Origin of the sequence: Aeromonas sp. 602200 (assembly GCF_049173895.1) — a bacterium.
In the GTDB taxonomy this organism is placed as follows: domain Bacteria; phylum Pseudomonadota; class Gammaproteobacteria; order Enterobacterales; family Aeromonadaceae; genus Aeromonas; species Aeromonas veronii_A.
In genome coordinates, this window is sequence record NZ_JAAKSL010000017.1 from 1 (window position 1) to 22,612 (window position 22,612).

A 22,612-nucleotide genomic window follows, 5' to 3' on the forward strand; every position below is an offset into this window, starting at 1 on the left:
GAAAATCAAAAATTGTTTTTGATGCTCGATGCTGTGAGTGCCCACACAGATTGCTTGATTCAAATTGTTAAAGAGCGTCACGCTTATCGCGTTGAGGAGGCGCATATTACGCTTCTCACTTCGAAAGTCAAGCGATTGTTTTCGCTTTTCTTTCGGCGCCTGCTTCGCAAGGAAGCTGACTCATCAGGTTGGCGTGTTCCGCCGTGCTGGTAGGGGCGCATTATAGGGAGCGACGCTGCGATGACAAGACTTTTTTTGAAGAAAATCACGAAAATTTCAAATTATTCAATTAGAAACAGCTTATTCAGTGTATATATACAACGTTATCCACAATCCGGTTATTTCACTCCCATTTTAGCGTCATTTATGTCGCCTTTAGTGTCCTTGGGAATGCCATACTGGAGCCGATAACCTCTCCCGAGTGGTCCATGGTAGCGCCAATCAGGAAAGCTGGTTACCATGGAGGTGAATATAGTGTTGCACCTTTTTTGCTTTCATTTACAAAAGGTCTTTTAAGATGAATTTATCCAAGTTTCCCGTATATATGCAGGCCGCAATCCTTGCTCTGGTATTGGCAGTGGTTGGCTACCTGGTTGCCCAGGCCCTGCAGTTCTCTTTGAAAGCGGAAGTGATTTTTGCAGCAGGTCTGGCCATCGGCGGTTTCGTGGTACCGCTGTTCCTGAAGCGAACCCCGGCTAATGTCGCCGAGTCGATCGCCAATCAGGAGACTTGCACCTTATATGTAGGCAACCTGCCCTATCGCGCCAATGAGATCGCAGTGCGCGAATTGTTTGCCGAGCAGGGCCAGGTCATTTCCGTGCGGTTGATGAAGGACAAGGCAACCGGCAAGCGCAGAGGTTTCGGTTTCGTGGAGATGCCCGCCGCCGATGCCGCCAAAGCGATTGCCGCTTTGAATGACAAAGAGTATCAGCAGCGCACCCTCAAGGTGCGTGAAGCGAATGACAAACGTGATAAAGAGGAAAGGGAAGGTAGCGAAACTGACGCCTAACCGCTCGTCAGTACTTCACCTCTTCCAATGATGACAGCCCCCATGCTTGCAAGGGGGCTGTCAGTTTTTGGGCCTCCCCATCCAGCCGGGTACAGTAAGCCCTGGCAATCACCTCTTCTATATGTACAGGCTGCACGGTGGCATGCCCGCCATTGCTCAGCAACCAGGCCACCCGTTTGGCAACGGCACTGCCCGAGTCAACAAGCTGGCATTGCGGCATCAGTTGCCCAATCTCTTCATTGAGTAGCGGGAAGTGAGTGCAACCAAGCACCAGCGTGTCCGGCTTCTCTTCCCCCTCCAGCCAGTCGGCCAATACCTCGCGCAGCAGCGCAATATTGACCGGTAGGCCCGCCAGCTTGTGTTCGGCTTCTATGACCAGCTCGGTGGTGCCCTTGAGCAGCACCCGCTTGCCGGGAGCAAACTGGGCGATCAGTTCATGGGTATAGTCGCGGCTGACGGTGCCTGGAGTGGCCAGCAGACCGATACAACCGTTGCGAGTCTGTGCAGCGGCGGGCTTGATGGCTGGCACCACCCCCACCACGGGAATATCCAGTGCCTCGCGCAGGGCCGGCAGCGCTATGGTGCTGGCCGTGTTGCAGGCAATCACCACCAGATCGATATGATGACGGGCCACCATGGTGGTCACCAAGCGGGTGCAGGCAGCAATCAGGGCGGGCTCGCTCAATTCACCATAGGGGAAGTTGGCGTTGTCGAAGCAGTAGAAATAGTTGTGTGCCGGCAGAACGCGGCGGATCTCCCGGTAGATGGTCAGGCCACCCATACCGGAATCAAACACGAGAATATTGGCCACTTGAGCTCCCCTTTGGTGCAAGGCGGTGATCATACTCCCGCCTGCCGCCAATAGAAAAGGCCCTGCCAATGGCAGGGCCCCTGATTTTTCCGCTTGGCCGGGTCCGGCTTAGAGTGAGTAATCCATTGTCACGTAGTAAGCGCGCTCATCGGCAGGGTAACCCACCGCCGTCTGATAGTGCTTGTCCAGCAGGTTATTGATCTTGCCCGATACCTTGAGTGCCGGCGTAACCTTGTAGCCGACCGCCAGATTCCACACGCTGTAGCCACCAAGTGTTGTGGTGTTGGCCACATCGCCATAGCGCTCACCCTGATAGATCCAGCTCAATGAACCATCAAACTGCTGCCACTGCGCCTGCGTCACCCACTTGGCCCCTTTGCGGGAGATCAGCTGCAACTGCTTGTCGGTTACCTTGTCTTTGGGATCCTTGTATTCGGCAGAGACCCTATGACTCACCCAGCCGGTATCAAACTCCCCTTCCAGCTCGATCCCTTCAATTCGCGCCTTGCCAACGTTCTGTGGTGTCCACATACCTTGGCTGTTGGGTGCCCACTGGATCATATGTTCGAAGTCGTTGCGATAACCGGTGGCTCGCCACTCCACGCCAGCGGTTTGACCGTCCAGCATCAGCTCGCTGCTCTTCGACTCTTCCGGCTTCAGGTTGGGATTGCCTGACCCCGGATAGTAGAGGTCGTTAAAGGAGGGGGCGCGGAAACCGGTGCCGTAGCGGGCACTCAGGCGGTAATCCTCGACAAAACGCCAGCCTGCGCCGGTCTGCCAGGTGTTGTGGCGGCCAAACTGCTCGTTGTCATCACTGCGGCCGCTCAGCTCGGCCTGCCAGGTCTGGTTGTCGAACTGGGCAAGGGCATAGAGGCCGGTATTGTCCCGCTCTTTGGCGTCGGCCGGATATGTGGCGCCGGAGGAGCGGGAGCGATCATCCAGTCGATCACTCTGCCAATCGGCCCCGCCTCCCAGCGTCCAGCTCTCGTTCAATTTCAAGCTGTTGACCCAGTTCAGGCTGTACTGGCGGGTGTAGGTTCGGTTATTGGCCTGATCACGGCCGCTATTGTCGAGATAGTCGTAGGCATCCTGTCTGGAGAAGGCGCCGCGCAGTTCGCTCAGATAGCGATCATCGTGATAGCGCGACCCCAGCTGATAGCTCTGGTTTTCAGTCCACGTTTCGGCTCGATGCGGCGCATAGTTTGTATCAGACCCCGCATACTGGGCCACATTGCGGAACCAGCGGGTCGTACCGAACAGATCCCAATTGCTGCCGAGCGCCTGCTGGTAGTCCAGCATGGCGTTGTAGCCCTGATGCCCGTGACGGTCACCATCGTTGATGCCGGGCAAGGGGTGTACGTTGTAACCCTCTTCATCATCAAAACCGCCAGCCACCTTGAGCTGACCCGCCTCACCTACCTGGCTGGCACTACTGAAAGCGGCCTGACGCTGTTGATGGGAACCAGCACCGATATTGAACTTGTGCTGATTTGTCCCCTTGTCGGGACGGGTAATGATGTTGATCACCCCACCGATAGCGTCGGAGCCGTAGATGGTGGCGCGCGGGCCGCGGATATACTCGATCCGCTCGACCTGATTGAGTGGCAGATTGTTCAGTTCGGTCATCCCGGCGGTCAAAGAGGCACTGCGCACCCCATCCACCAGCACCAGCGTCTGGGAAGAAGTGCCACCACGCACCCGCAGCGAGCTGAGCTGGCCTCGACCACCATTGCTGACCACTTCCACACCGGGCAGGGTCTTGACCACATCGGTCACGGTCTGGGCTTGCAGGCGATCGATCTCGTCCCGGGTCACCACATTGACCGGGGCAAGCACGCTGGAGGCAGGTTGGGCGACGCGGGTAGCGGTCACCACCATGGTGGGATTGACGGGAATGGTCAGCTGCTGGGCAAACGCCGCCGTCGGCAACAGGGCAGCCGCCAGAAATTTCTTCGACATGAGAGATCCTTAAGTTCGCGTAAGTATCTACTTCGTGGCCGGTTTCTCTCGGCCCGAAATACGAACTCTGGCAGGTCTTCGGGCTCGGGGGCTGATGGCCTACGGCGACGGCTTCCCGCCTGACGGCAGTGCCCTGATGTCGCTTCGTTCCCCCTTACCGCTGCGCGCCAGCTCCGGATTTTCACCGGATTCCCTATTAAGCATGATGCGCCAAAGCGGGAGGATTATAGGCAGAGCCAAGCTGGATGTATAGCCATCCAGATTTCTATTTCTTGCCAGCCAGCACCGTCAGCCGCAGCTGGGCCCCCTCCATTACCGCTTGTACCCCGGGATGGGAGAGATGGCGCCCTGCCGAGACCAGATAGTAAGAGAGTGTGACGTCGGTGAGGGTCGCAATCCGCTCCACTCCGTAGAGACGGCCAATCTCGTCAGCCATTGCCAGCGGTGCCGGGAAGATCCCCATCCCCGCCTTGCCGAACGACTTCATCAGGGTGGAATCATCAAACTGTCCCACCAGATGGGGATGAATACCCTGCTGGCGATACCACTCCAGCAGCCGATCGTGAGTGGCAGACTTCTCTCCGGGGATCAGCAGCGGCAAGCCCTCCAGCGAGGCGGGAAAACCGTCCCGCGCCCGCGCCGCCAACTCGGGGCTGGCAAACAGCGCCAGCGGGCTGCGCCCCAGCTCGTGGTTGTAGCCACGTACACCACTGTCGGGAGGAAGCGGGCGATCGATCAGCACCATATCCAGCTTGTGACGGGCCAGCTCGCTGAACAGCTGCTCGGCCCGCTCCTCGTGACACACCAGCCGCAGCGGCGTTGCCAGCGCCATAGCCGGAGCCAGCAGCTCGAACGCCAGGGTGCGGGGTACCGAATCGGCGATCCCCACCTGCATTGTCAGCTCCTGACTGGCGTGGCGCAGGGTGTGCTCCAGCTCGGCGCCGAGCGAGAAAATCGCCCCCGCCTGCTCCTGCGCCTGCCGACCCGCAGCGGTCAGCACCAGACGCCGCCCCACCCGGTTGAACAGCGCCACCCCGAGGGACTGCTCCAGCTCGGCCACCTGACCGCTGATGGTCTGCGGCGTGAGATGCAGCTGTTCGGCGGCCTGCGTCACGCTGCCGCAGCGCGCCACATGCCAGAAGTAGTAGAGCTGTTTGTAGTTGAGCATGCCGTTCCCTATCAGTTTTTACCGAACAACCATCAGCGAGAATCTGATTTTATCGAAACATTGCGGGCTCTAGCATGCAAACATTATCTGAACTGCCCTGCGAACCATCATGCTGGACGTTGTTGTACTCTTCTTTCTGTTTGGTCTGCTGGCCGGTTTGGCGCGCTCCGAGCTCAAGCTGCCGCCCGCCCTCTACGACACCCTCTCTCTCTTTCTGCTACTGGCCATCGGCCTCAAGGGCGGCGTCGGTCTGGCCCAGCAATCCCTGCAACCCCTGCTGCCGCAACTTGCGCTGGTGATCCTGCTCGGCGTGGTGCAGACCCTGCTCGGCTTTGCCGTGCTGCGCCTCAAGATGAACCGGGTCGATGCCGCCGCCACCGCCGCCCACTACGGCTCGGTCAGCGTCGCTACCTTCGCAGTCGGAGTGAACTGGCTCACCGAACGGGGCATCAGCTTTGAATCCCAGCTTTCGATCTTCCTCGCGGTGATGGAGATCCCCGCCATTCTGGTGGGCATAGTGCTGGCCCGCGGCATCAGCCGCGAGACCCGCTGGCGCATGCTGGCCCACGAGACCTTCCTCGGCAAAGGGGTCACCCTGCTGCTGGGAGGCATGGCCATCGGCTATCTGGCCGGGCCGGATGGAATTGCTCCGCTCAAGCCGCTGTTTGTCGACCTGTTCAAGGGGGCGCTGGCGCTGTTCCTGCTGGAGATGGGCCTTATCGTCGCCCGTCAGTGTCAGGACTTACGCAAGCATGGCTTCTTCCTGCTCGGCTTCGCCCTGTTGATGCCGCTCGCCTCGGCGGGACTGGGATTGGCAGCTGGCCAGCTGATGGGCCTCTCCCTCGGCGGACTGACCCTGCTGGCCACCCTAGCGGCCAGCGCCTCCTATATTGCCGTGCCGGCCACCATGCGCATCGCCGTGCCCCAGGCCAACCCGGGGCTGTCCCTCAGCGCCGTGCTGGGGGTCACCTTCCCGTTCAACATCATGCTGGGGATCCCGCTCTACCACAGCTGGGCCCGCCACTTCACGGAGTAGCCACATGCAGACCGAGACCCGCACCCTGCTGACCGTCATTACGGAAGCCAATCTGGAGCCTACCCTGCTGCGCACCCTCACCCGCGAGGGGCTGCGCGGCTACACCATCACAGATGCCCGCGGCCGTGGGGATCATGGCGAGCGCAACGCCAGCTGGAGCGAGAGCGGCAACATCCGGCTGGAGGCGATCTGCAGTCGGGAGCAGGCGGAGCGGCTGCTGGCCCACCTGCAGAGTCGCTACTACCCCGATTACGCCATGATCGCCTTTCTGCAACCGGTCGAAATCGTGCGACCCGAGAAATTCTGAGCCGGCTTGCCGGCTCTTTTTGTTTACCAAAAGCAAACGTTTAACAGCAAGGATTCAGAAAAAATGAACACCCCTCCCCTGATCGGCCTGGTAATGGGCTCCGACTCCGACTGGCCAGTGCTGCAGGCTGCCGCCCGCATCCTCAAGGAACACGGCGTGCCCTACGAGGCTAAGGTGGTCTCGGCCCATCGCACCCCGGATCTGCTGTTCGAGTATGCCGCCACCGCCTGCGAGCGCGGCCTGCGCGCCATCATCGCCGGAGCCGGTGGCGCCGCCCACCTGCCGGGCATGGTCGCCGCCAAGACCACTCTTCCGGTGCTGGGGGTGCCCATCCCATCACGCCATCTCAAGGGAATGGACTCGCTACTCTCCATCGTGCAGATGCCCAAAGGGGTACCCGTCGCCACCTTCGCCATCGGCGAGGCGGGGGCCGCCAACGCCGCCCTGTTTGCGGTCTCTCTGCTCTCGGTCGCCCGGGATGACGACGCCCCCCGCTACCGGCAGCAGCTCGACGACTTCCGCACCCGCGAGCGAGATCGGGTGCTGACGCTGCAACTGGAGGAGCCGACATGATCCTGCCCCCCGCCACCCTCGGCATGCTGGGGGGCGGCCAGCTTGGCCGCTACTTCGTGATGGCCGCTCACCGCCTCGGCTACAAGGTGGTGGTGCTGGATCCCGACCCAGCCAGCATCGCCGGTGCCGCCGCCGATCACCATATTGTCGCTTCCTATGATGACCAGACCGCCCTGCACGAGCTGGCCAGCCGCTGCGAGGCCATCAGCTGCGAGTTCGAGAACGTGCCCGCAGCCACCCTCGCGCTGCTCAAAAAACACAAGCCGGTGCGCCCGGGCGCCAGCGCGGTGCGCATCTGTCAGGATCGCCGCGAGGAGAAAGCCTTTCTGCGCGGAGCTGACATCCCGGTCGCCCGCTATCTGGCGCTACTGCCGGAAGAGCCCATCCCCGCACAGGCCAGCGAACTCTTGCCCGCCATCCTCAAGACCGCCCGCGAAGGGTACGACGGCAAGGGGCAGTGGCAAGTGAACAATCTGGATGAGCTGGCGACGGCGCTGGCAGCCAGTGGCGTCCCCTGCGTGCTGGAACAACGGCTGGCGCTGGAGGGGGAATTTGCCCTTACCCTGGCGCGCAGTCCGAGCGGTGCCATCAGCGCCCTGCCGCTGGTGCAAAACTGGCACAGCGGCGGCATTCTCGACCAGACTCGCTCCCCGGCTAACGTGCCGGTGCTGGAGAGCGAAGCCAAAGCAATAGCCGAGCGACTGATTGCCGCCCTCGATTACGTGGGGGTACTGACGGTGGAGTTCTTTCTGGTGGAAGGCAAATTGCTGGTCAACGAGCTGGCGCCCCGCCCCCACAACTCGGGTCACCCCAGCCTCGACAACGCCGCATGCAGCCAGTTCGAGTTGCAGGTGCGGGCCCTGTGCGATATGCCGCTGCCGGAGCAGATCGCCGTGCGGCCCGCCCTGTTAATCAACCTGCTGGGAGATCTCTGGCAGAACGGCACACCCGACTGGGCTGCCCTGCTGGCGCTGCCCGGCCTGCATCTGCACCTCTATGGCAAGGGCGAACCCCGCCCCGGCCGCAAGATGGGTCATATCACGGTAACCGGTGACGACTGGTCAACGGTGGAGGAAAGCTGCCGCAAGGCCCGCCAGCTGCTGGGGCTAGCACCGCACTGATCGACCATCGGAAATGCAAAGACCCGGGCATGGCCCGGGTCTCTGTTTTTGCTTGCTGTGGCAGGGAGGCTTATCAGGCCCGCTCCACCGCTACCGGTGCCGGCAGGCGAATGGTGAGGGAGAGCACCAGCGCCACCACCAGCAACACCAGGATCAGGTGGAAGGTCGCCATAAAGCCGCCAAACAGGGAGGCCACGATGGAGCCGATGATGCTGCCCAGACCAAAGCCCAGATAGATGACGCCGTAGTTCTTGGTCAGGTTGTTGAGACCGAAGAAGTCGCTCACCAGCGAGGGGTAGACGGTGATGGTGCCGCCGAAGCTGAACGCCACACAGGCGACCGCCACGAAGAACAGGTTGGCATTGAGCGGCACGAAGAGCAGCAGTGCCATGCCCGCCAGGGTAATCAGCTGAGCGATGGTGATAACCCGGATGCGGGACATCTTGTCGGAGAGGATACCCAGCACCAGACGGCCACCCAGGTTGGCCATGGCGATGATGGCGACGGCATTGGCGGCGACTACAGCAGGCAGACCCACCATCTTCTCGCCGATATCCTTGGCCACGCCGATGACATAGAGGCCACTCATGCAGGCGGTGAGGAACATCAGCGCCAGCATCCAGTACTGCGGCTTGCGCATCGCCTCAGCCAGAGTGAAGTCACGGCTCTCGCTCTGCTGCACGGAAGCGGCCTGTTTGGGCGCATCCTTCATCAGCATGCCGCCCGCCAGCACCATGGACATGGCGATCAGCCCCCACAGCTGGAAGGTGGTCTCAAGGCCGGAGCTGGAGAGCAGCAGCAGGTTGATGTATTTGAAACCGAGGCTACCGAGGCCATAGGCACCGATGGAACAGGCAGAGATCAGCCCCTTGCGCTCCGGGAACCATTTCACGCAGTTGGAGAGGGTCATCAGGTAGCCGGTACCGTCGGCAAAACCGACCAGAATGCCCGCGCAGAGGTAGAGCATCGCCAGATTGCTGGCATGGGCGGTGAGGAAGAAGCCGATGCCGAGCAGCACGCCGGCGCCCAGGGTCACGTTGCGCACCCCGAACCGCTCCTGCAGCTTGCCCGCCATGGAGGAAGCGACCGCCAGCGAGAGGCTGAGCAGGCCGAAGGCGAAAGCGACCTGACTCACCGGCTCGTCCAGCTTGTCGGAGAGCTGGGCGTTGAACAGGCTCCAGGTATAGACAGAACCCAGTGCAAACTGGGTGATGATGGTACCGATCAGTGTCAGGTACCGGGTGCGGTTCATCTCTTTGGTCATGATGCGTCTCGGTCGATGGCCTTAAGGAAATTGAGGCCACTATAGGCAAGACGCAGCTCGCGCCGATCGATTAAGGCATGAAATGCAGATCGGCGGGAATGAATGACAATCAGAGCCGCATCAGCTGACGGAACGCCTTGATGTTGCTGCGACTGACCGGCACCTCGAACGGCAGATCATGGAGCCGGATGAGATAGGTGCTGTTAAACCAGGGGACGATTTCGCGGATCTTGTTGATGTTGACGCAGTAGGAACGGTGGCAACGGAAGAACCCCTCGGCAGGCAGCCGGCTGACAAACTCGCTGATGGTCATGGTCATCACGTAGCGGTCATCACGGGTGTAGACATGGGTCAGCTTCTCGTCGGCTTCCGCGTAGTAGATCTGCTCGCAGGGGGTGACGATGATACGCTCCCCCTTCACTAGATTGACGGTGCGATTGTGGGGGCTGCTCCCCTCGCCGCTCGCCTCCCCCGTGGTGGCTGGCTGCGACTTGCCCGCATGCTCGAGCTTTTGCAGCAAATTGATGATGCGCGGCTCGTTGTAGGGTTTGAGGATATAGTCGAACGCCTCCAGCTCGAACGCCTCCACCGCAAACTCCTTGTAGGCGGTGACGAAGACGATGTGGGGCGGATGGCTCGACTTGTGCAGGTTCTTGGCCAACAGCAGGCCGTCGATGGAGGGGATCTGGATATCCAGAAACACCACATCCACCTCGTGATTCTGCAGGTATTTGAACGCCTCCAGCCCATCCTCGAAGCTCGCCACTATCTCTATGGTGCTGTGCTGATTCACCAGATAGATCAACTCCTCGCGAGCCAGATACTCGTCTTCCACAATGATCGCTTTCAGCATGACAACACCTCTCGCGGCACACACTTATCCTCAACCATGATGGCACTCAGCATGGCATCGACTCCTGATCCGGCAGATAGAAACTCACCTCGGTACCCGGTTCCAGCCGCTTGAGATGCAGGCCATCGCCATAGAGCAGCTTGACCCGCTGATGCACGTTCATCAGGCCGATGCTGCGGCTCTCCACCCGACCGGCGGCGACCCCGTCGATCACCGCCTGACTGATGCCGTAACCGGTGTCTCGTACCGATACCCGGATGCCGCCCGCCAGCTGCTTCACCTCGATGGTGACCCGACCCGGCGCGCTGCGGGGCTGGATGCCGTGCAGGATGGCGTTTTCCACCAGCGGCTGCAACAACAGACTCGGCACCTGAATGTGCACATCGTCCACCTCGAACACCACCTCCAGCTTGTCGCCGAAGCGGGCCTGCTCGATGGCCACGTAGTCGCGCACCTGCTGCAGCTCCTCCTGAATGTCGATAAGCTCATCCCCCTTGTTGAGGTTGTAGCGCAGGTAGTCCGCCAGATTGGCGATCAGCTGGCGCGCCTGTTGGGGCCGGATGCGGATCAGCGACGAGATGGCGTTGAGGGCATTAAACAGGAAGTGCGGGTTGATCTTGCTCTGCAGGGCGGTGAACTCCGCCTTGCGGGTCATCTCTTTCAACTGCTCGATGCGCGACACCTCCATCTGGGTGGAGATGAGTTGGGAGAGGCCCACCGCCATCTCCCGCAGGGAGCTGGTGATGCTGTGGGTGCGGCGGTAGTAGATCTTGAGGGTGCCGCTCACCGAGCCGTTTTCCCGCAGCGGAATAATGATGACCGAGTGGAAATCGGAGAGGTGATACTGGCGCAGATCGTTGTTGATGATGATCTGGTCGAGCAGCACCGCCTGCTGGGTCATGCCGCTGATGGCGTGGTGCTCCTCCAGCTCGTAATAGTCCTTGCCCACCCCGACATAGGCCAGCACGTCATGGGTATCTGTGATGGCCACCGCATCGGCGCTGATGTCGCGCCGGATCACATCGCACACCTGACTGAGGGAGTGGCGATCGATGTTCTGGAAGAAAGGCAGCGTCTTGTTGGCGATATCGAGCGCCAGCTTGGCCTGCTTGGCAGCAATCAGCTCCTTCTCGTCATCCAGATCCTGCACCAGCTTGATGATAAGGCCGATGCAGAGCGCCCCGGCGATCATCGGATAGGCGATGTGGTTAACGATCTCCACCCCGACTTCATGGGGCTCGGTCAGCAGCCAGATCAGCAGCATGGTGAGCCCTTCACAGAGCATTCCCGCCAGAATGCCGTAGAGCCAGAGCCGCGACTTGCGGCAGCGCAGGTGCAGCCAGGTGGCGAGCAGACCGGCGATAATACTTGCGATAAGACACGGGATGGAAGTGTGGCCATCCATGTCGATGAGGTAGCGGTGCAGGCCGGAGATAACCCCGGCCGGAATGCCGACCCAGGGGCCGAACAGGATGCCGCCCGAGATGATGGCGATGATCCGCACGTTGATCAGCGCCCCCTCCACCGGAATGCCGGTGTAGGTACTGAACACCGCAAACAGGCCGAAGATGGAGGCCACCAGCACCAGCTCTGCCGGGGTGTGATCCCGCTTCTGGAACAGCCGCTGGAACGGCCGGGTGCGGGTCAGGAAGAAGAGGGTCATCAGCATCAGCGCCGCCCGTTCGAACACCGCCAGCAGCATCATCTGATTTTCAAGCAAGAGTGAGATCCCGTATCAATGGAAAAGAGATGTATCGAGGTGCAAGATCATACCCCTTATCTCCTGCTGGCTCATTGCCGAATATCAGCTGACGGGTTCAGCTTTCTGGAATGGTGGCCGATAAGAGTAGGCTCCCGCCAAGTGGAGCCCAGTCCGACACAGGAGATAACTATGTTTCAGAAAAACATGGTGCTGGCATTGATGATTGGCTGCAGCAGCGCCGCCGTTCACGCCAATGCGCAGGTGGGCCAGCTGAACTGGCAAGCCACCGCCAGCAAAGAGACCAACATGGAAGTATCCCTCACCCACCCCGGCTTCCAGCCCATCAACTCGGACCCGGTACAGGCCCCCGTCCAGAGCCTGGCTGCCGACCTCAGTCACCCGGATTTCAACACCACCTATCGACTGCAAGCCCGCAAACTCTATGGCACCCTGCCACAGCAAGACGGCAAAAAAATCCATTTGACCCTAAATGGACAACCGCTCTCCGAAACCCATCCCCTGCCCCTGACACAGGCGACCCGCTACTACCTGAGTTATCAGGCCCCCTCAGCCAGGCCGGACCAGGTGGGTGAGGCCGCCTATGAGCTGATGGTCTACTGGCTCGGTTGAGCAGTCTGAAGGCATGCCCCGCATGCCTTCAGGTTTACTCGTCCACGTTCTGGAGCCGAGTGGCGGCCAGCCTGACCACCTCGTAGTCCTGGCGCAGCCGTGCCAGCGCTGCCGGCAGCGTCTCTTCGTCGAGTGTCCAGGACTCTATCTCACCGCACGTGGCGACCAGTTTCAGGGTACCCATGATCCTGGCGCCGCCCTTGAGCCTATGCACCTTGTCCATGAAGCGGCCGACGTCCCCCGCCTGTGCCGCCTCCTGCAGACCCAGCAGGTCGTCATCACTGGCACGGACAAACTCGGCCAGCAGAGGCACCATCAGGGTCGACTGGTGCGCCGTCAGCGGCCCGAGGTATTGCCTTATCTCCCGCATGCAGGTGGCAATGTGGCTCTGATCTTCACGTTGCATATGTCGCCGCAGGCTCTGAGCGAGCGCCTCCAGTCCGATCGGCTTGAACAGGCAGTCATCCATGCCCGCCGACTGCCCCTCGTTGATCTGCTCCTGACGCGCATCGGCCGTCAGCCCGAGGATCACGCAGCGCGGCCAGCCTTGGCGCCGCTCCAGCGCCCGGTATTGCCGCGTCAGTTCGAAGCCGTTCATGCCTGGCATGTTGAAGTCGGTGATGACGACATCCACCCGGGTATCGGCAAGCTCCTGCAGGGCCTCCTCCCCCGAGGCCACGGCTTTGGCCTCATGCCCCAGATAGGCCAGTTGCTGGGTCACCAGCAGGCGATTGGCGGGGTGATCGTCCACCACCATAACCTTCAGCCTTCGCCCTTCCTCCACGGCCTGTCCCCGGTCGGCAGACGGGGGCGGCACCACGGCCGCGGCCATGGGCAACTTCATCTCGACGCAGACCAGGGTCCCCTGCCCGAGCTCGCTCTCCAGCACCAGGGAGCCACCCATGGACTCGCACAGGGAGCGCGAGATCATCAGGCCCAGACCGGTGCCGGACTGCTGAATGTGCTCTGGCTGGCTGGCCTGGCTGAACGGCTGGAACAGCCGAGCCTGCTCAGCGGGTGCTATCCCTATGCCGGTATCCCTGATGACGAGCTGCAGAGTACACCAGCCGTCGCTGACCCTGGAGCCCAACATCACCCTGACCGACCCCCGCTCGGTGTATTTGATGGCGTTGCTGATAAGGTTGGAGACGATCTGCTTGTAGCAACGGCCATCTATCTCTACCCAGTGCGCCTCTCCCGTCACCAGCTCCAGCCGCAGGTTTTTCTGCCTGGCCAGTGCGGTGAAGACGGTGACGACCGACTCGGTCAGGGCCACGATGTCGTGGGGCTCAGGCGCCAGCTCGAACCGGCCGGACTCTATCTTGGAGATATCTAGGATGTCGCCGATAAGGCTCAGCAGATCCTTTGCCGAGCCATGGGCAATGGTGAGGGACGCCTGATCCTCCTCGTGCAACCTACCCCGCTTGAGGGCCAGCTCCAGCAAGCCGATGATGGCATTCATGGGGGTGCGGATCTCATGGCTCATGGTCGCTAGGAAGGTGCTCTTGGCGCGGTTGGCCTCCTGGGCCTCCTGGCTGGCCACCGCCAGCTCATCCAGCAGGCGCACCCGTTCACTGACGTCGATCCAGCCCCCCACGCCCCCCTGCACCTTGCCTTCGAGATCGTAATAAGGCTGCACCCAGTGGTACACATCCACTGCGCCCGTTGGCATGATCAGGCGATGGTCTCCCTCCTGTGGAAGCCCGGTCTTCCGGGAGAGGGCCAGGTCTGCGAGCAGGGGGACAAGAAAAGGCCAGCGCGTTCGCACGTCATCCAGCCCCGTACCAAGCAGACTGACCTTGGGTTCCCCAAAGAAGCTCGCGTAACTGCTGTTGCACAGGACCAGCCCCCCTTCCAGATCCCGCGCATAGATGGGGTGGGGCGTCCCGTCCACCAGGTCGGCAATGAACTTGAGCTGGGTGCTCAGCGCCCCCTCCACCTGCCGCCGCTCACGCACCTGCTTGCGCAGCGACAATCCCCACAGGCCGACCCAAAGAGTCAACAGCAGGATCAGCGCGATGAAGCCCCCGAACTCCCGCACCAACTCCTGCCAGGAGATGGACTCCTGCTGGGCACTGACCCGCCAGCGGTTGGAGAGCCCCTCCAGCTCATCAGGAGGAATGATGGCGATGATCTTGTCTAAGATGTCCCGCAATATCTGATGATCGGGTGACACCGCAAAGGCGGCACCGATAGGAATGGATTCGAACAATTCCCCCGTGATGATCAGGCTGTCGGGGAATTTGCTGTTGATGTAGTACTTGGCCACCCGCAGCGGCAGCACGGTCACGTCGCACACTTCCGTTGCCACGCAGCGCAACGCATCTTCAATTCTGTCGAACTGCCGTGTCGTCAGCCTGCCGTAAGCCTCCGAGACAACTTGCGTCGTGATATACCCCTTGATCTCAGCCACGGTACCGGACTTGAGCAAGGTATCGGGCGACATGCCCTTGTGCCGCAGCCCCACCACGTAGGACAGGGGCTCGAGGACAAAGGCCCTGCTGAACAGATAGCGGTTCCTGCGATCCGCCGACGGACTCAGTACGCCTACGTCCACCAGACCGCCATCCAGCAGCTGGGTCATCTGCTCGGGCGTCTTGACGGGCACGACCTCGATCTCCACCCCCAGCTTAGCGCGAATGACCTGCAGCAGATCGGCGACCACTCCATGCATGGTGCCATTGACGTCGAGAAAGCTGAGGGGTGGCACGCCGCTGTTGACGGCAATCCGGATATTTTCCCGCCTGCCCAGCCATTCCCACTGCTCGCGGCTCAACCCGACCTTGCTGGCACCGATGGAGAGGCCTCCCCCATTCCAGCGCTTGGCCACTTCCGCCCGCTTGCTCTCTAGGATCTCCCCCAGCGCTATGTCTATTATTCTCTTGAGTCGCCGGTCTTTGGGATTGAGCGCAAAGGCAAAACCATTAGTATTGATATAAAGCGGCTTCAATAATTGAATGCTGCTCTGATAAAATTTGTTGACGATAAAGTTACCAGAGATCATATCCACCATGACAGCATCCGCCTGGCCATAAGCCACGGCGGAGAGCGCACTATAACGGGAGGGATATATTTTCACTTTATAATCTGACAAATAGCGCATGATGTCCGTATATGGCAAATAATACTCGGGGACTGCCACCGACTTTATTTCTCGTTCCCTTATAGCGATATTTTTATAAATGGCGGGATCATCTGCAATATATTTATCGGTCAACAGGAGTTGCTGCTCTTGCTCATAAGTGTTCGAGGCGCTCAGCAAGTCGATCTCCCCGCGCTTGAGCGCCTCGATGGCGGCCGCTCTGGAGGGGTATCCCTTCACCAGGATCTGGATATGCAGTAAATGGGTGAGCATGCCGACGATGTCGGCCGTCACCCCCTCATAGGCATTGGCACGAAGGGTGATGTCCATGGGGGGATTATCGGGTCTTGGCACCCCCAGGATCAGCCGCTCACGCTCCTGCAGCCAACGCCACTCCTCCCCGTGCAGCGGCAAGGGGCTGGCATCTAGGTACTCCCCGCCATCCCGCGAATAGACTTGCAGCAGCGGCTCTGCTTGCGCCCTGGCCGACAATGGCCAAGCACAGATCAGAACGAGCAGTAACAGCAGTGGTTTCATCGCGCTCACAACAGCTTCTGCCGTCTGGCCAGACTGATCAGATCGACGATGTTGGTGATGTTGAGTTTCTTCATCAGCCGGGTCTTGTAAGTGCTGACGGTTTTCTCGCTCAGCAGCATGCTCTGGGCAATCTGCTTGTTGGCATGGCCCTGGCAAATCTGCAACAGCACGCTCATCTCCCGGGAAGAGAGGCTGGAGAGCAGATCCTCGCGATCGACGGTATGGGCATGTCTGGCGCCGGCAATTACCTCACGAGGATAGTAGAGCAGCTTCTTTTCTATTTTTGCTATCGCATCCTTCAATAAAGACAAATCATCCAGCTTGGACAAAAAACCCTCAGCACCGGCTTGCAGACAACGCACCATAATATGGTGGGTCGATTGGGCAGACAGCACCAAGATCCGGGTACCTATATCCAGCAGCTTGAGTCTTTTAATGACTTCGATACCATCCAGCTTGGGAATTCCAATATCAAGAACCACGATATCGGGTCGGTTTATCTTGGCTGCAGAAATAGCATCAACACCATTATCAACCTCTGCTAAAACATGATGTCCATCCTGTTCAAGCAGCATTTTCACAGCCATTCTTATTGCTGGGTGATCATCTACAATCAATATCTTTGACATATATAAACCTGCTGTTTAGTCCTTCCCAAGTAGTATATTAACTATAAATCAAGCAGCTATACCATACAGCCCCCTTGATGTTCATAAGATGTTAAAAACTAATAAATCACAAATTTTAAAGCTGGCGCTGATTATATCCTTATTATTTTTCATATATTTATCAATCGGTTATTTATTCTGTACTTCGTTTACCCTCTCTGCCAGCCGAGTTTACTACGGCGGATTCCTAGCTCCCCATCACTACCTCCCCACCCCTTTAAGATTTTTCCTACGCAGCAATCAATCGATCCAGGCAAGTCCTATCGCTATCTTAGTCGAAGAAAAAACGAGCTGGTCCGAGGAACAACATGTTCCAAGGCCGGCTGCCTCCCTTGGTCAAATCGTCACCGGGGGCAATGAGATGCCCATGGCGGGCAATCAATCAACTAGGTGGCCTGCGCCGCCTATCAGAAAACATATAGGAAATATCGTAATGAAGAAGACTCTGATTGCACTGACCATCGCTGGACTGGGCTTTGCCGCTACCGCTCAAGCTGCCGTGGAAGCCTCCGCCGTAGCTACCTGGCAGGCCACCGCAAAGAAAGACACCACCTCCGAGCTGGTGGTAACCCCGCTCTCCAGCCTCTCCTTCCAATATGCAGAAGGGATCAAGGGGTTCAACACCGTCAACGGCCTGTTCGATGTCGCCATCAAGGGGGATGCCAGCGCCACCTCCTTCACCCTGAAGGCGAAAAAGCTCAACGGCACTCTGAATCACCTGGGTGGCGATTCCACTGTCGACGTGGGCGTGCTGTGGGGCGGCGCACCGGTCAGCACCACCGCCTATACCACGCTGATCGACACGGCGGCCGGCATCACTGGTGGCAACCTCTCCCCCATCGCCAACGGCTTCCAGAACGATGCGCAGCGCACCACGGCCCAGGGTTCTTTCACCTTCAACATCGAGAGCGCCACCGCCAACGGCAGCACCACCACCTTTGATGCCCTGCCGGATGGCCTGTGGAGCGGCGAAGTCAACGTCGAGTTCGTTGCGAACTGGGTCTGAGTCATTCACCGCATACCATTCGGGGCCCTGCGGGGCCCTTTTTACTCTCGAGACATCCCATGAATCTGAAAATCATAGCCATATGGTTGCTGCTCATTCCCGGCATCAGCCAGGCAATCAATGTCGGCGCCGTGACCACCTTCATCGACGCAGACAGCCAGGAAGTCGCCAAGCAGATCGAAAATGGCAGCGACCAGGCCAGGCTGGTCACGGTCACGGTCACGCGCATCTCCTCCCCGGAAGAGGGGGGACGGGAGATCCCCATGGAGGTGAGCGGTGAACTGATGCTGTCGCCCAGCCGGATGATGCTGCCCGCCAATGCCAAAAATAACGTGAGGTTCTTTTACAAGGGCCCACAAGATGACAAGGAGCGTTACTACCGCATCCGCTGGCTGGACACCGCCCTCTCCGCAGACGATCAGCGTAGCGAACGTCGGCAGGCGGTCGCCACCACCTCGGCCCAGATAGGCACAATCCTGGTGGTGACGCCGCGCCAGCAGCGATTTTCCTACGACCTGAAGGGCGACACCCTGACCAACAAGGGCAATGCCTCCTACCGCACCGTGGCGTACGGCCCCTGCCTGAAAAGCCAGGAGTTGTGCAAGGAGACCTACTACGACCTACCGGGCAAGCAGCGCCGGTTCAAGCAGGTCGACATGCATGACAAAAAGAGCCACTTGGGCCTGTGGCTGGGTCAGGAATTCGTCATCGTCAAATAACCTCTTTTTACCGGTACTGTCCTCGCCCCTCGCAGGGTGACGAGGCCCCGTTGCCGACATCTGGAACCATGGTGCTCGATATGTTGAAGAAAGCCTGGCTGTTGCCACTCTCATGGCTGATCGTGCTGTCAGCCCCGGCCAGCGCCACAGCCCCCCTCAGGATCGCCAACGTCATCATTCCCGCCAGCTTTGCTAGTGCACTGGAAGAGGGGCTGGCGGTGCCGGTGCGCCTCCAATACACGGATGAGGACAATCGGATCGACACCCTGACCGATGGCTCCATCGGCAACGCCACCCTTTTGCTCCAGGACGGCAAACTGCATTTGCTGCACCTTGATTTCAGTGCCGGCCAGCAGCAAGGACTGCTAAACGACGCCCTCACTGCCATGCTCTCCAGCAAACAGCAACGCACCTTTTCTGCAGATGGCAGCCTGCGGCTCGATGCCAATGCGAGCATGCAGCTGGACCTCGTAGCCATGCTGTTGACCATTAGGGTCTCGCGAGAAGCATTTGGCCAGGCCAAGCAGCCAGACAACCGGGTGGCATTGACCCCGACGGTCGATACCTTGACGGGGGTGCATCGCTACAACTTGGGCTACTCCTTCATCAGCAACCCGCAAAGCGGTCACAGCGACTCCAATTTCCTGCAACTGGACAGCACCGTCGGGCTAGGTGCCCATCATGTCGCCATGGACGCCTCCCTTTACAATCTGGGTAAGCCTGAGCAGACCGGAGATATCTACCGCGCCATGTACGAACGGGATCTCGATGATCGCCGCATCGCGGCAGGCATGGTGTCAACGTGGGACCTGCAGACCCTGGGGGTGGTGACGGGCCTGACCACGGGCCGCATCTACGGGGCGTCCTATGGCAACCAGGCGCAGTCTCGCAAACAGACGGCCAACGAATCGACCACGCCGGTACAAGTTTTCATGCCCGCCAATGGCGAGGCCAGAGTCTATAGGGATGGACGCCTGATCGGCCTGCAAAACCTGGCTATCGGCAACCAGAGCCTTGATACCTCTGCTTTCCCCAACGGTGTCTACAACGTCACGGTCGAAGTCCATGTGGATGGACGGCTGACCAGCACCACGACACAGCGTGTCACCAAGCTCGGCGGCAACCTCGGTTTTACCAAGGAGTGGGGCTGGCAATGGTGGGGAGGCATGATGGAAGGTACCCAAAACAGCGGCGATTCCCCCCTGTTTGGCGTATCGCTGGCGCGTTCGCTGGGCACCATTGAACTAGCCACCACTACCTATGCCTTCAAGGAAGCTGCGGTAGGCGAGGCGCGCGCAAGCTGGCAGGTCACCGATCGCCTCGGCACACAGCTGCAAAGCATGCTGGCTTCGGATCGTTCGTGGCGATTGGCCTCCAGCCTCTCCCTGCAGGCCCACGACTACGCCTCCTTGTGGATCAGCCAGGAGAAGCTGAAGACTGGCAGCACCCTGATGGTGGGCGATACCGAGCTCTACTCCGCCGGCATCACGCTCAACCTGGGTGGCTGGATCAGCGGACTGGGTCAGCTGACCTTCAACACCCAGCACGATCGCCAGATGAACAGCGATCGCAGCTATGCAGACTACTACCAGCACCTCTATGCGGGTCGATACGGCAACCTGTCGCTGCGCGCCAGCCTGCAGAGTGACAGTGGCACCCTCAATGGCTTCAGTAACAAGAGTGTCACCCTGGATTATTCGATTCCGTTCGACAACCTGTTCAGCTTTGGCATGAGCAGCAACGAACAGGGTCAGACAACGGCCAACCTCAGCTACCAGAAACGCATGGACGGCGTCATCAATCTGGCGGCATTCAATGCCTCGCGCATGGTGCACGGCAGCGATGAGCACAATACGGCTCTCTCCGGCACCCTGGGTTTCGAGCACAGTGCCATGGGCGGCACCATGACGCTGGGCCGCGGCCATGGCGGTGACATCAACGGCAACCTCATTGCACGGGGCGCCCTGGCCACCACGGAAAATGCCGTGACCGCATCGAGCCGGAGTGCCTCGGGTGCGGGCTTGATCATCAATACCGGGATCGCCCGTGAAGGGAAGATGATCGCCAAGGTGAATGGGCAGGACTACCCCCTGCAAGGGGAACAGACCTTCCTCGCCCTCTCCCCATATCAGGAATACGAGGTTGAGCTGCTCAACAGCAAGACGGGGAAAGACAGCTATGACATCAATACCGGCAAGCAGCGCTACACCCTGTTCCCCGGCAACGTCGCCACCCTGGATGCAAGCGATAGCGTCAAGGAGATGGTAACTGTCTTCGGCGTACTCAAGGCAGAGGATGGCTCACTGCTGGCCAACGCCCGCATTGACAACCATATCGGGACCACGGTTACTAACGACGCTGGCGAATTTTCTCTGGATGTGGACAAGGCCAATCCCTTGCTGACCTTCCGCCAGGGGAGTGACTTCTGTGAAGCCGAGCTGGATCTTGCAAGACACACGGGCGCGGCCTGGGTCGGAGTCGTAACCTGCCAGGGACTGCCCACCTATGCCATGGTGAGGAAATATTGATCATGAAAATCACACACAGACTGCTATTGGTCATTGCGCTTGGTACTGGCTGGGCTCAGCAGGGCAGTGCAGCTGTCTCCAAAACCGTCTGGCCGAATGCACCACTTCGCAATTTCCTGTTCATTGAAAACCAGGAAGACAACAACCTGTTTGTTGCGCCAACCGATGCACTGGATCCACGACTGACCGGTGCGAATGCCTGGACCTCGCTCAAAGGAAATGGACAGGTGAGTCTGGCGTACGTTGATAACGGGTACAACACCGATATCAACAACTGGAACGTCGACATGTGGGAGAACGGCCCCATCCGTCGACCTTATGTCAACCAGCGGTGCATCATGACATATACCCGTTGCGATCCCGACACGGCAGAGGCAGTCAACAAGCCGGCCGTTGTCGATGATCTCGGCTTTTTCGGGCTCATGGGGGCATCCGCTGGATGGGGCCATGGCAAGCTGAGTCCAGGCTTCTTCGACTATCTGCGGGTAATGCCCGTTGGGGCTATTCTGAACAGGGAAATGAATCTGTGCAGGACCACGCTCAAATATGATGCTGCTGCGGGAGAACGCTGTGTCGATCAGAACAGCGGTAATTGGTATGTGAGGAACATGCAGCACAAGAAGGCCGGACATTTACGCTTCATACAAACCAACGCAATTAGCGAGGTGATCGTAGACAGCAATGGAACACCTTACGTATTGCCGGGTTCACAGGGTTGCGAGAACTACAGGCTGGGTACTCGAGACGGTATTTTGTGTCGATTTCTTGATTACAATTTCAATGAAGATGGTAGCCAGAGCTATAGCGAGCCTTATATGTATACCAATGTTAAAAACAGCTCGCTAAATAGCGCCATAGGCACAGCCGACCTGCAAATGAGCGCAGATCTAAAGAACTGGGCAAATAAGGGTTCTCGTTACAATATCAGTTACTTAAGGGGGCAACAGTCTGTCTACCTTTTCTTGTCTAGCAACTTTTTCAAGCAGGTCGTGAGACTGGGTTTACAAGAGCAGCTCACTCGCAGCCTGATCAACTTCAATATGAAAAACGGATATGCTCCAGAGAGTGGATATTATGAGTTCAGCGGTACAACTGAGATTCATATCAAACCACGGGATTTCAGCGTCTCGATCCTATCTTCGGATGGAGTAACCAATCCTTACAGGGAAGGCAGCGTCGGTAAAGATGTATTGAGCTTCCCATACAATATTTCGGATAGTGGCCCCATCAGTGCCGATCTGCTTGAGATCTCCATATCACAGGATAAGGGTGCCCCTTACCAGGGGTATTGCACTTTTTATCCTACCGGAACGTTCACCTCCGAACAGGCCGTACCAATACCGACCAGGCTGGTATTCGATTCGGCGACGCATGGTGCCGCCTCCCGACATGCCATTCGCTGTGATCGGACCCCGGTAGATATTCGCGCATTGGGCATACAAGACAGCCAGCCACCGCAGGAATGGAACGATCCGATCAACGGCAAAGGCATTACGCGGTTCTATCAACTGACGCTGGAATTTGACCTGACCGATCCCAGGGTACAGCGCACCGTCAACGATGAGATGTGGGAGGGTGCGGTAGAGCAAAGCGGCACCATTAACATCAAGGGAACCTGGCGCTGAGAATGGAGCACAAC

The 22,612-nt window shown here is 59.1% G+C and carries 19 protein-coding genes and 1 riboswitch; of the genes, 11 read left to right on the forward strand and 8 right to left on the reverse strand.

Features of this window, described 5'->3' with window-relative positions; all coding sequences use genetic code 11:
- Together G5221_RS17420 and G5221_RS17425 are read left to right on the forward strand one after the other, a co-directional pair.
- Nucleotides 1–213 (forward strand): hypothetical protein (locus G5221_RS17420; protein WP_421263627.1); only part of this gene is annotated, 213 nt, incomplete at its 5' end.
- Between the two features lie 304 nt (nt 214–517).
- Complete coding sequence (locus G5221_RS17425) at nt 518–1,009, forward strand: RNA recognition motif domain-containing protein (RefSeq protein WP_005339200.1); 492 nt, start codon at nt 518–520, stop codon at nt 1,007–1,009.
- 7 nt (nt 1,010–1,016) lie between these two features.
- Here G5221_RS17425 and murI read toward each other — a convergent pair whose 3' ends face one another.
- The 3 genes from murI to G5221_RS17440 form a co-directional block, all read right to left on the reverse strand.
- Nucleotides 1,017–1,820: a glutamate racemase gene (gene murI / locus G5221_RS17430; protein ID WP_421263628.1), complete on the reverse strand. Its 804-nt coding sequence runs from the start codon at nt 1,818–1,820 to the stop codon at nt 1,017–1,019.
- Nucleotides 1,821–1,928: 108 nt separating this feature from the next.
- A complete protein-coding gene (locus tag G5221_RS17435) occupies nt 1,929–3,779 on the reverse strand; it encodes a TonB-dependent receptor domain-containing protein (protein WP_421263629.1) in 1,851 nt (616 codons plus the stop codon).
- Between the two features lie 51 nt (nt 3,780–3,830).
- Nucleotides 3,831–4,009: riboswitch (cobalamin riboswitch) on the reverse strand.
- Nucleotides 4,010–4,044: 35 nt separating this feature from the next.
- Complete coding sequence (locus G5221_RS17440) at nt 4,045–4,947, reverse strand: LysR family transcriptional regulator (RefSeq protein WP_421209856.1); 903 nt, start codon at nt 4,945–4,947, stop codon at nt 4,045–4,047.
- A 109-nt stretch (nt 4,948–5,056) separates the two neighbouring features.
- Between G5221_RS17440 and G5221_RS17445 the strand changes: the two genes are divergently transcribed.
- From G5221_RS17445 to G5221_RS17460, 4 genes are all read left to right on the forward strand, one after another.
- Nucleotides 5,057–5,983: a sodium-dependent bicarbonate transport family permease gene (locus tag G5221_RS17445; RefSeq protein WP_421263630.1), complete on the forward strand. Its 927-nt coding sequence runs from the start codon at nt 5,057–5,059 to the stop codon at nt 5,981–5,983.
- 4 nt (nt 5,984–5,987) lie between these two features.
- Nucleotides 5,988–6,290 (forward strand): P-II family nitrogen regulator, encoded by a 303-nt coding sequence (locus G5221_RS17450; RefSeq protein ID WP_005321666.1) that lies wholly within the window; start codon nt 5,988–5,990, stop codon nt 6,288–6,290.
- A gap of 63 nt (nt 6,291–6,353) precedes the next feature.
- Nucleotides 6,354–6,863 (forward strand): 5-(carboxyamino)imidazole ribonucleotide mutase, encoded by a 510-nt coding sequence (gene purE / locus G5221_RS17455; protein ID WP_421172822.1) that lies wholly within the window; start codon nt 6,354–6,356, stop codon nt 6,861–6,863.
- The gene (locus G5221_RS17460; protein ID WP_421263631.1) at nt 6,860–7,984 is read left to right on the forward strand and encodes a 5-(carboxyamino)imidazole ribonucleotide synthase; all 1,125 of its coding nucleotides are present in this window, start codon (nt 6,860–6,862) and stop codon (nt 7,982–7,984) included. The genes purE and G5221_RS17460 overlap by 4 nt, the downstream gene beginning before the upstream one ends.
- A 73-nt stretch (nt 7,985–8,057) precedes the next feature.
- Here G5221_RS17460 and G5221_RS17465 read toward each other — a convergent pair whose 3' ends face one another.
- From G5221_RS17465 to G5221_RS17475, 3 genes are all read right to left on the reverse strand, one after another.
- Nucleotides 8,058–9,248, reverse strand: coding sequence for an MFS transporter (locus tag G5221_RS17465; RefSeq protein WP_421263632.1), 1,191 nt, complete (start codon nt 9,246–9,248; stop codon nt 8,058–8,060).
- A gap of 109 nt (nt 9,249–9,357) precedes the next feature.
- Nucleotides 9,358–10,101, reverse strand: a complete 744-nt coding sequence (locus G5221_RS17470) for a LytR/AlgR family response regulator transcription factor (RefSeq protein WP_421263633.1) — start codon at nt 10,099–10,101, stop codon at nt 9,358–9,360.
- A 46-nt stretch (nt 10,102–10,147) separates the two neighbouring features.
- Nucleotides 10,148–11,821: a LytS/YhcK type 5TM receptor domain-containing protein gene (locus tag G5221_RS17475; protein ID WP_421263634.1), complete on the reverse strand. Its 1,674-nt coding sequence runs from the start codon at nt 11,819–11,821 to the stop codon at nt 10,148–10,150.
- Between the two features lie 171 nt (nt 11,822–11,992).
- Here G5221_RS17475 and G5221_RS17480 point away from each other — a divergent pair, with 171 nt between their 5' ends.
- Nucleotides 11,993–12,433 (forward strand): hypothetical protein, encoded by a 441-nt coding sequence (locus G5221_RS17480; protein ID WP_252656574.1) that lies wholly within the window; start codon nt 11,993–11,995, stop codon nt 12,431–12,433.
- Between the two features lie 34 nt (nt 12,434–12,467).
- Here G5221_RS17480 and G5221_RS17485 read toward each other — a convergent pair whose 3' ends face one another.
- Complete coding sequence (locus tag G5221_RS17485) at nt 12,468–16,052, reverse strand: ATP-binding protein (RefSeq protein ID WP_421209847.1); 3,585 nt, start codon at nt 16,050–16,052, stop codon at nt 12,468–12,470.
- A 5-nt stretch (nt 16,053–16,057) separates the two neighbouring features.
- Nucleotides 16,058–16,681: a response regulator transcription factor gene (locus G5221_RS17490; protein WP_236302647.1), complete on the reverse strand. Its 624-nt coding sequence runs from the start codon at nt 16,679–16,681 to the stop codon at nt 16,058–16,060.
- A gap of 472 nt (nt 16,682–17,153) precedes the next feature.
- Here G5221_RS17490 and ecpA point away from each other — a divergent pair, with 472 nt between their 5' ends.
- From ecpA to G5221_RS17510, 4 genes are all read left to right on the forward strand, one after another.
- A complete protein-coding gene (gene ecpA, locus G5221_RS17495; protein ID WP_421209844.1) occupies nt 17,154–17,726 on the forward strand; it encodes a common pilus major fimbrillin subunit EcpA in 573 nt (190 codons plus the stop codon).
- A gap of 59 nt (nt 17,727–17,785) precedes the next feature.
- Nucleotides 17,786–18,445, forward strand: coding sequence for a fimbria/pilus periplasmic chaperone (locus tag G5221_RS17500; protein WP_421209842.1), 660 nt, complete (start codon nt 17,786–17,788; stop codon nt 18,443–18,445).
- Nucleotides 18,446–18,525: 80 nt separating this feature from the next.
- Nucleotides 18,526–20,973 carry a CS1-pili formation C-terminal domain-containing protein gene (locus G5221_RS17505; protein WP_421263635.1) on the forward strand — a complete coding sequence of 816 codons (2,448 nt, stop codon included), beginning with the start codon at nt 18,526–18,528 and terminating at the stop codon, nt 20,971–20,973.
- A gap of 2 nt (nt 20,974–20,975) precedes the next feature.
- On the forward strand, nt 20,976–22,598 hold the full coding sequence (locus G5221_RS17510) for a hypothetical protein (protein WP_421209838.1): 1,623 nt from the start codon (nt 20,976–20,978) through the stop codon (nt 22,596–22,598).
- The last annotated feature ends 14 nt before the right edge of the window (nt 22,599–22,612 follow it).

What these genes read in the sequence shown, in the direction of transcription:
- G5221_RS17425 (WP_005339200.1), top strand. Translation starts at nt 518, where the DNA reads ATGAATTTATCCAAGTTTCCCGTATATATGCAGGCCGCAATCCTTGCT.
- G5221_RS17435 (WP_421263629.1), bottom strand. Translation starts at nt 3,779, where the DNA reads ATGTCGAAGAAATTTCTGGCGGCTGCCCTGTTGCCGACGGCGGCGTTT.
- G5221_RS17440 (WP_421209856.1), bottom strand. Translation starts at nt 4,947, where the DNA reads ATGCTCAACTACAAACAGCTCTACTACTTCTGGCATGTGGCGCGCTGC.
- G5221_RS17445 (WP_421263630.1), top strand. Translation starts at nt 5,057, where the DNA reads ATGCTGGACGTTGTTGTACTCTTCTTTCTGTTTGGTCTGCTGGCCGGT.
- G5221_RS17450 (WP_005321666.1), top strand. Translation starts at nt 5,988, where the DNA reads ATGCAGACCGAGACCCGCACCCTGCTGACCGTCATTACGGAAGCCAAT.
- purE (WP_421172822.1), top strand. Translation starts at nt 6,354, where the DNA reads ATGAACACCCCTCCCCTGATCGGCCTGGTAATGGGCTCCGACTCCGAC.
- G5221_RS17460 (WP_421263631.1), top strand. Translation starts at nt 6,860, where the DNA reads ATGATCCTGCCCCCCGCCACCCTCGGCATGCTGGGGGGCGGCCAGCTT.
- G5221_RS17465 (WP_421263632.1), bottom strand. Translation starts at nt 9,248, where the DNA reads ATGACCAAAGAGATGAACCGCACCCGGTACCTGACACTGATCGGTACC.
- G5221_RS17470 (WP_421263633.1), bottom strand. Translation starts at nt 10,101, where the DNA reads ATGCTGAAAGCGATCATTGTGGAAGACGAGTATCTGGCTCGCGAGGAG.
- G5221_RS17480 (WP_252656574.1), top strand. Translation starts at nt 11,993, where the DNA reads ATGTTTCAGAAAAACATGGTGCTGGCATTGATGATTGGCTGCAGCAGC.
- G5221_RS17485 (WP_421209847.1), bottom strand. Translation starts at nt 16,052, where the DNA reads ATGAAACCACTGCTGTTACTGCTCGTTCTGATCTGTGCTTGGCCATTG.
- G5221_RS17490 (WP_236302647.1), bottom strand. Translation starts at nt 16,681, where the DNA reads ATGTCAAAGATATTGATTGTAGATGATCACCCAGCAATAAGAATGGCT.
- ecpA (WP_421209844.1), top strand. Translation starts at nt 17,154, where the DNA reads ATGAAGAAGACTCTGATTGCACTGACCATCGCTGGACTGGGCTTTGCC.
- G5221_RS17500 (WP_421209842.1), top strand. Translation starts at nt 17,786, where the DNA reads ATGAATCTGAAAATCATAGCCATATGGTTGCTGCTCATTCCCGGCATC.
- G5221_RS17505 (WP_421263635.1), top strand. Translation starts at nt 18,526, where the DNA reads ATGTTGAAGAAAGCCTGGCTGTTGCCACTCTCATGGCTGATCGTGCTG.
- G5221_RS17510 (WP_421209838.1), top strand. Translation starts at nt 20,976, where the DNA reads ATGAAAATCACACACAGACTGCTATTGGTCATTGCGCTTGGTACTGGC.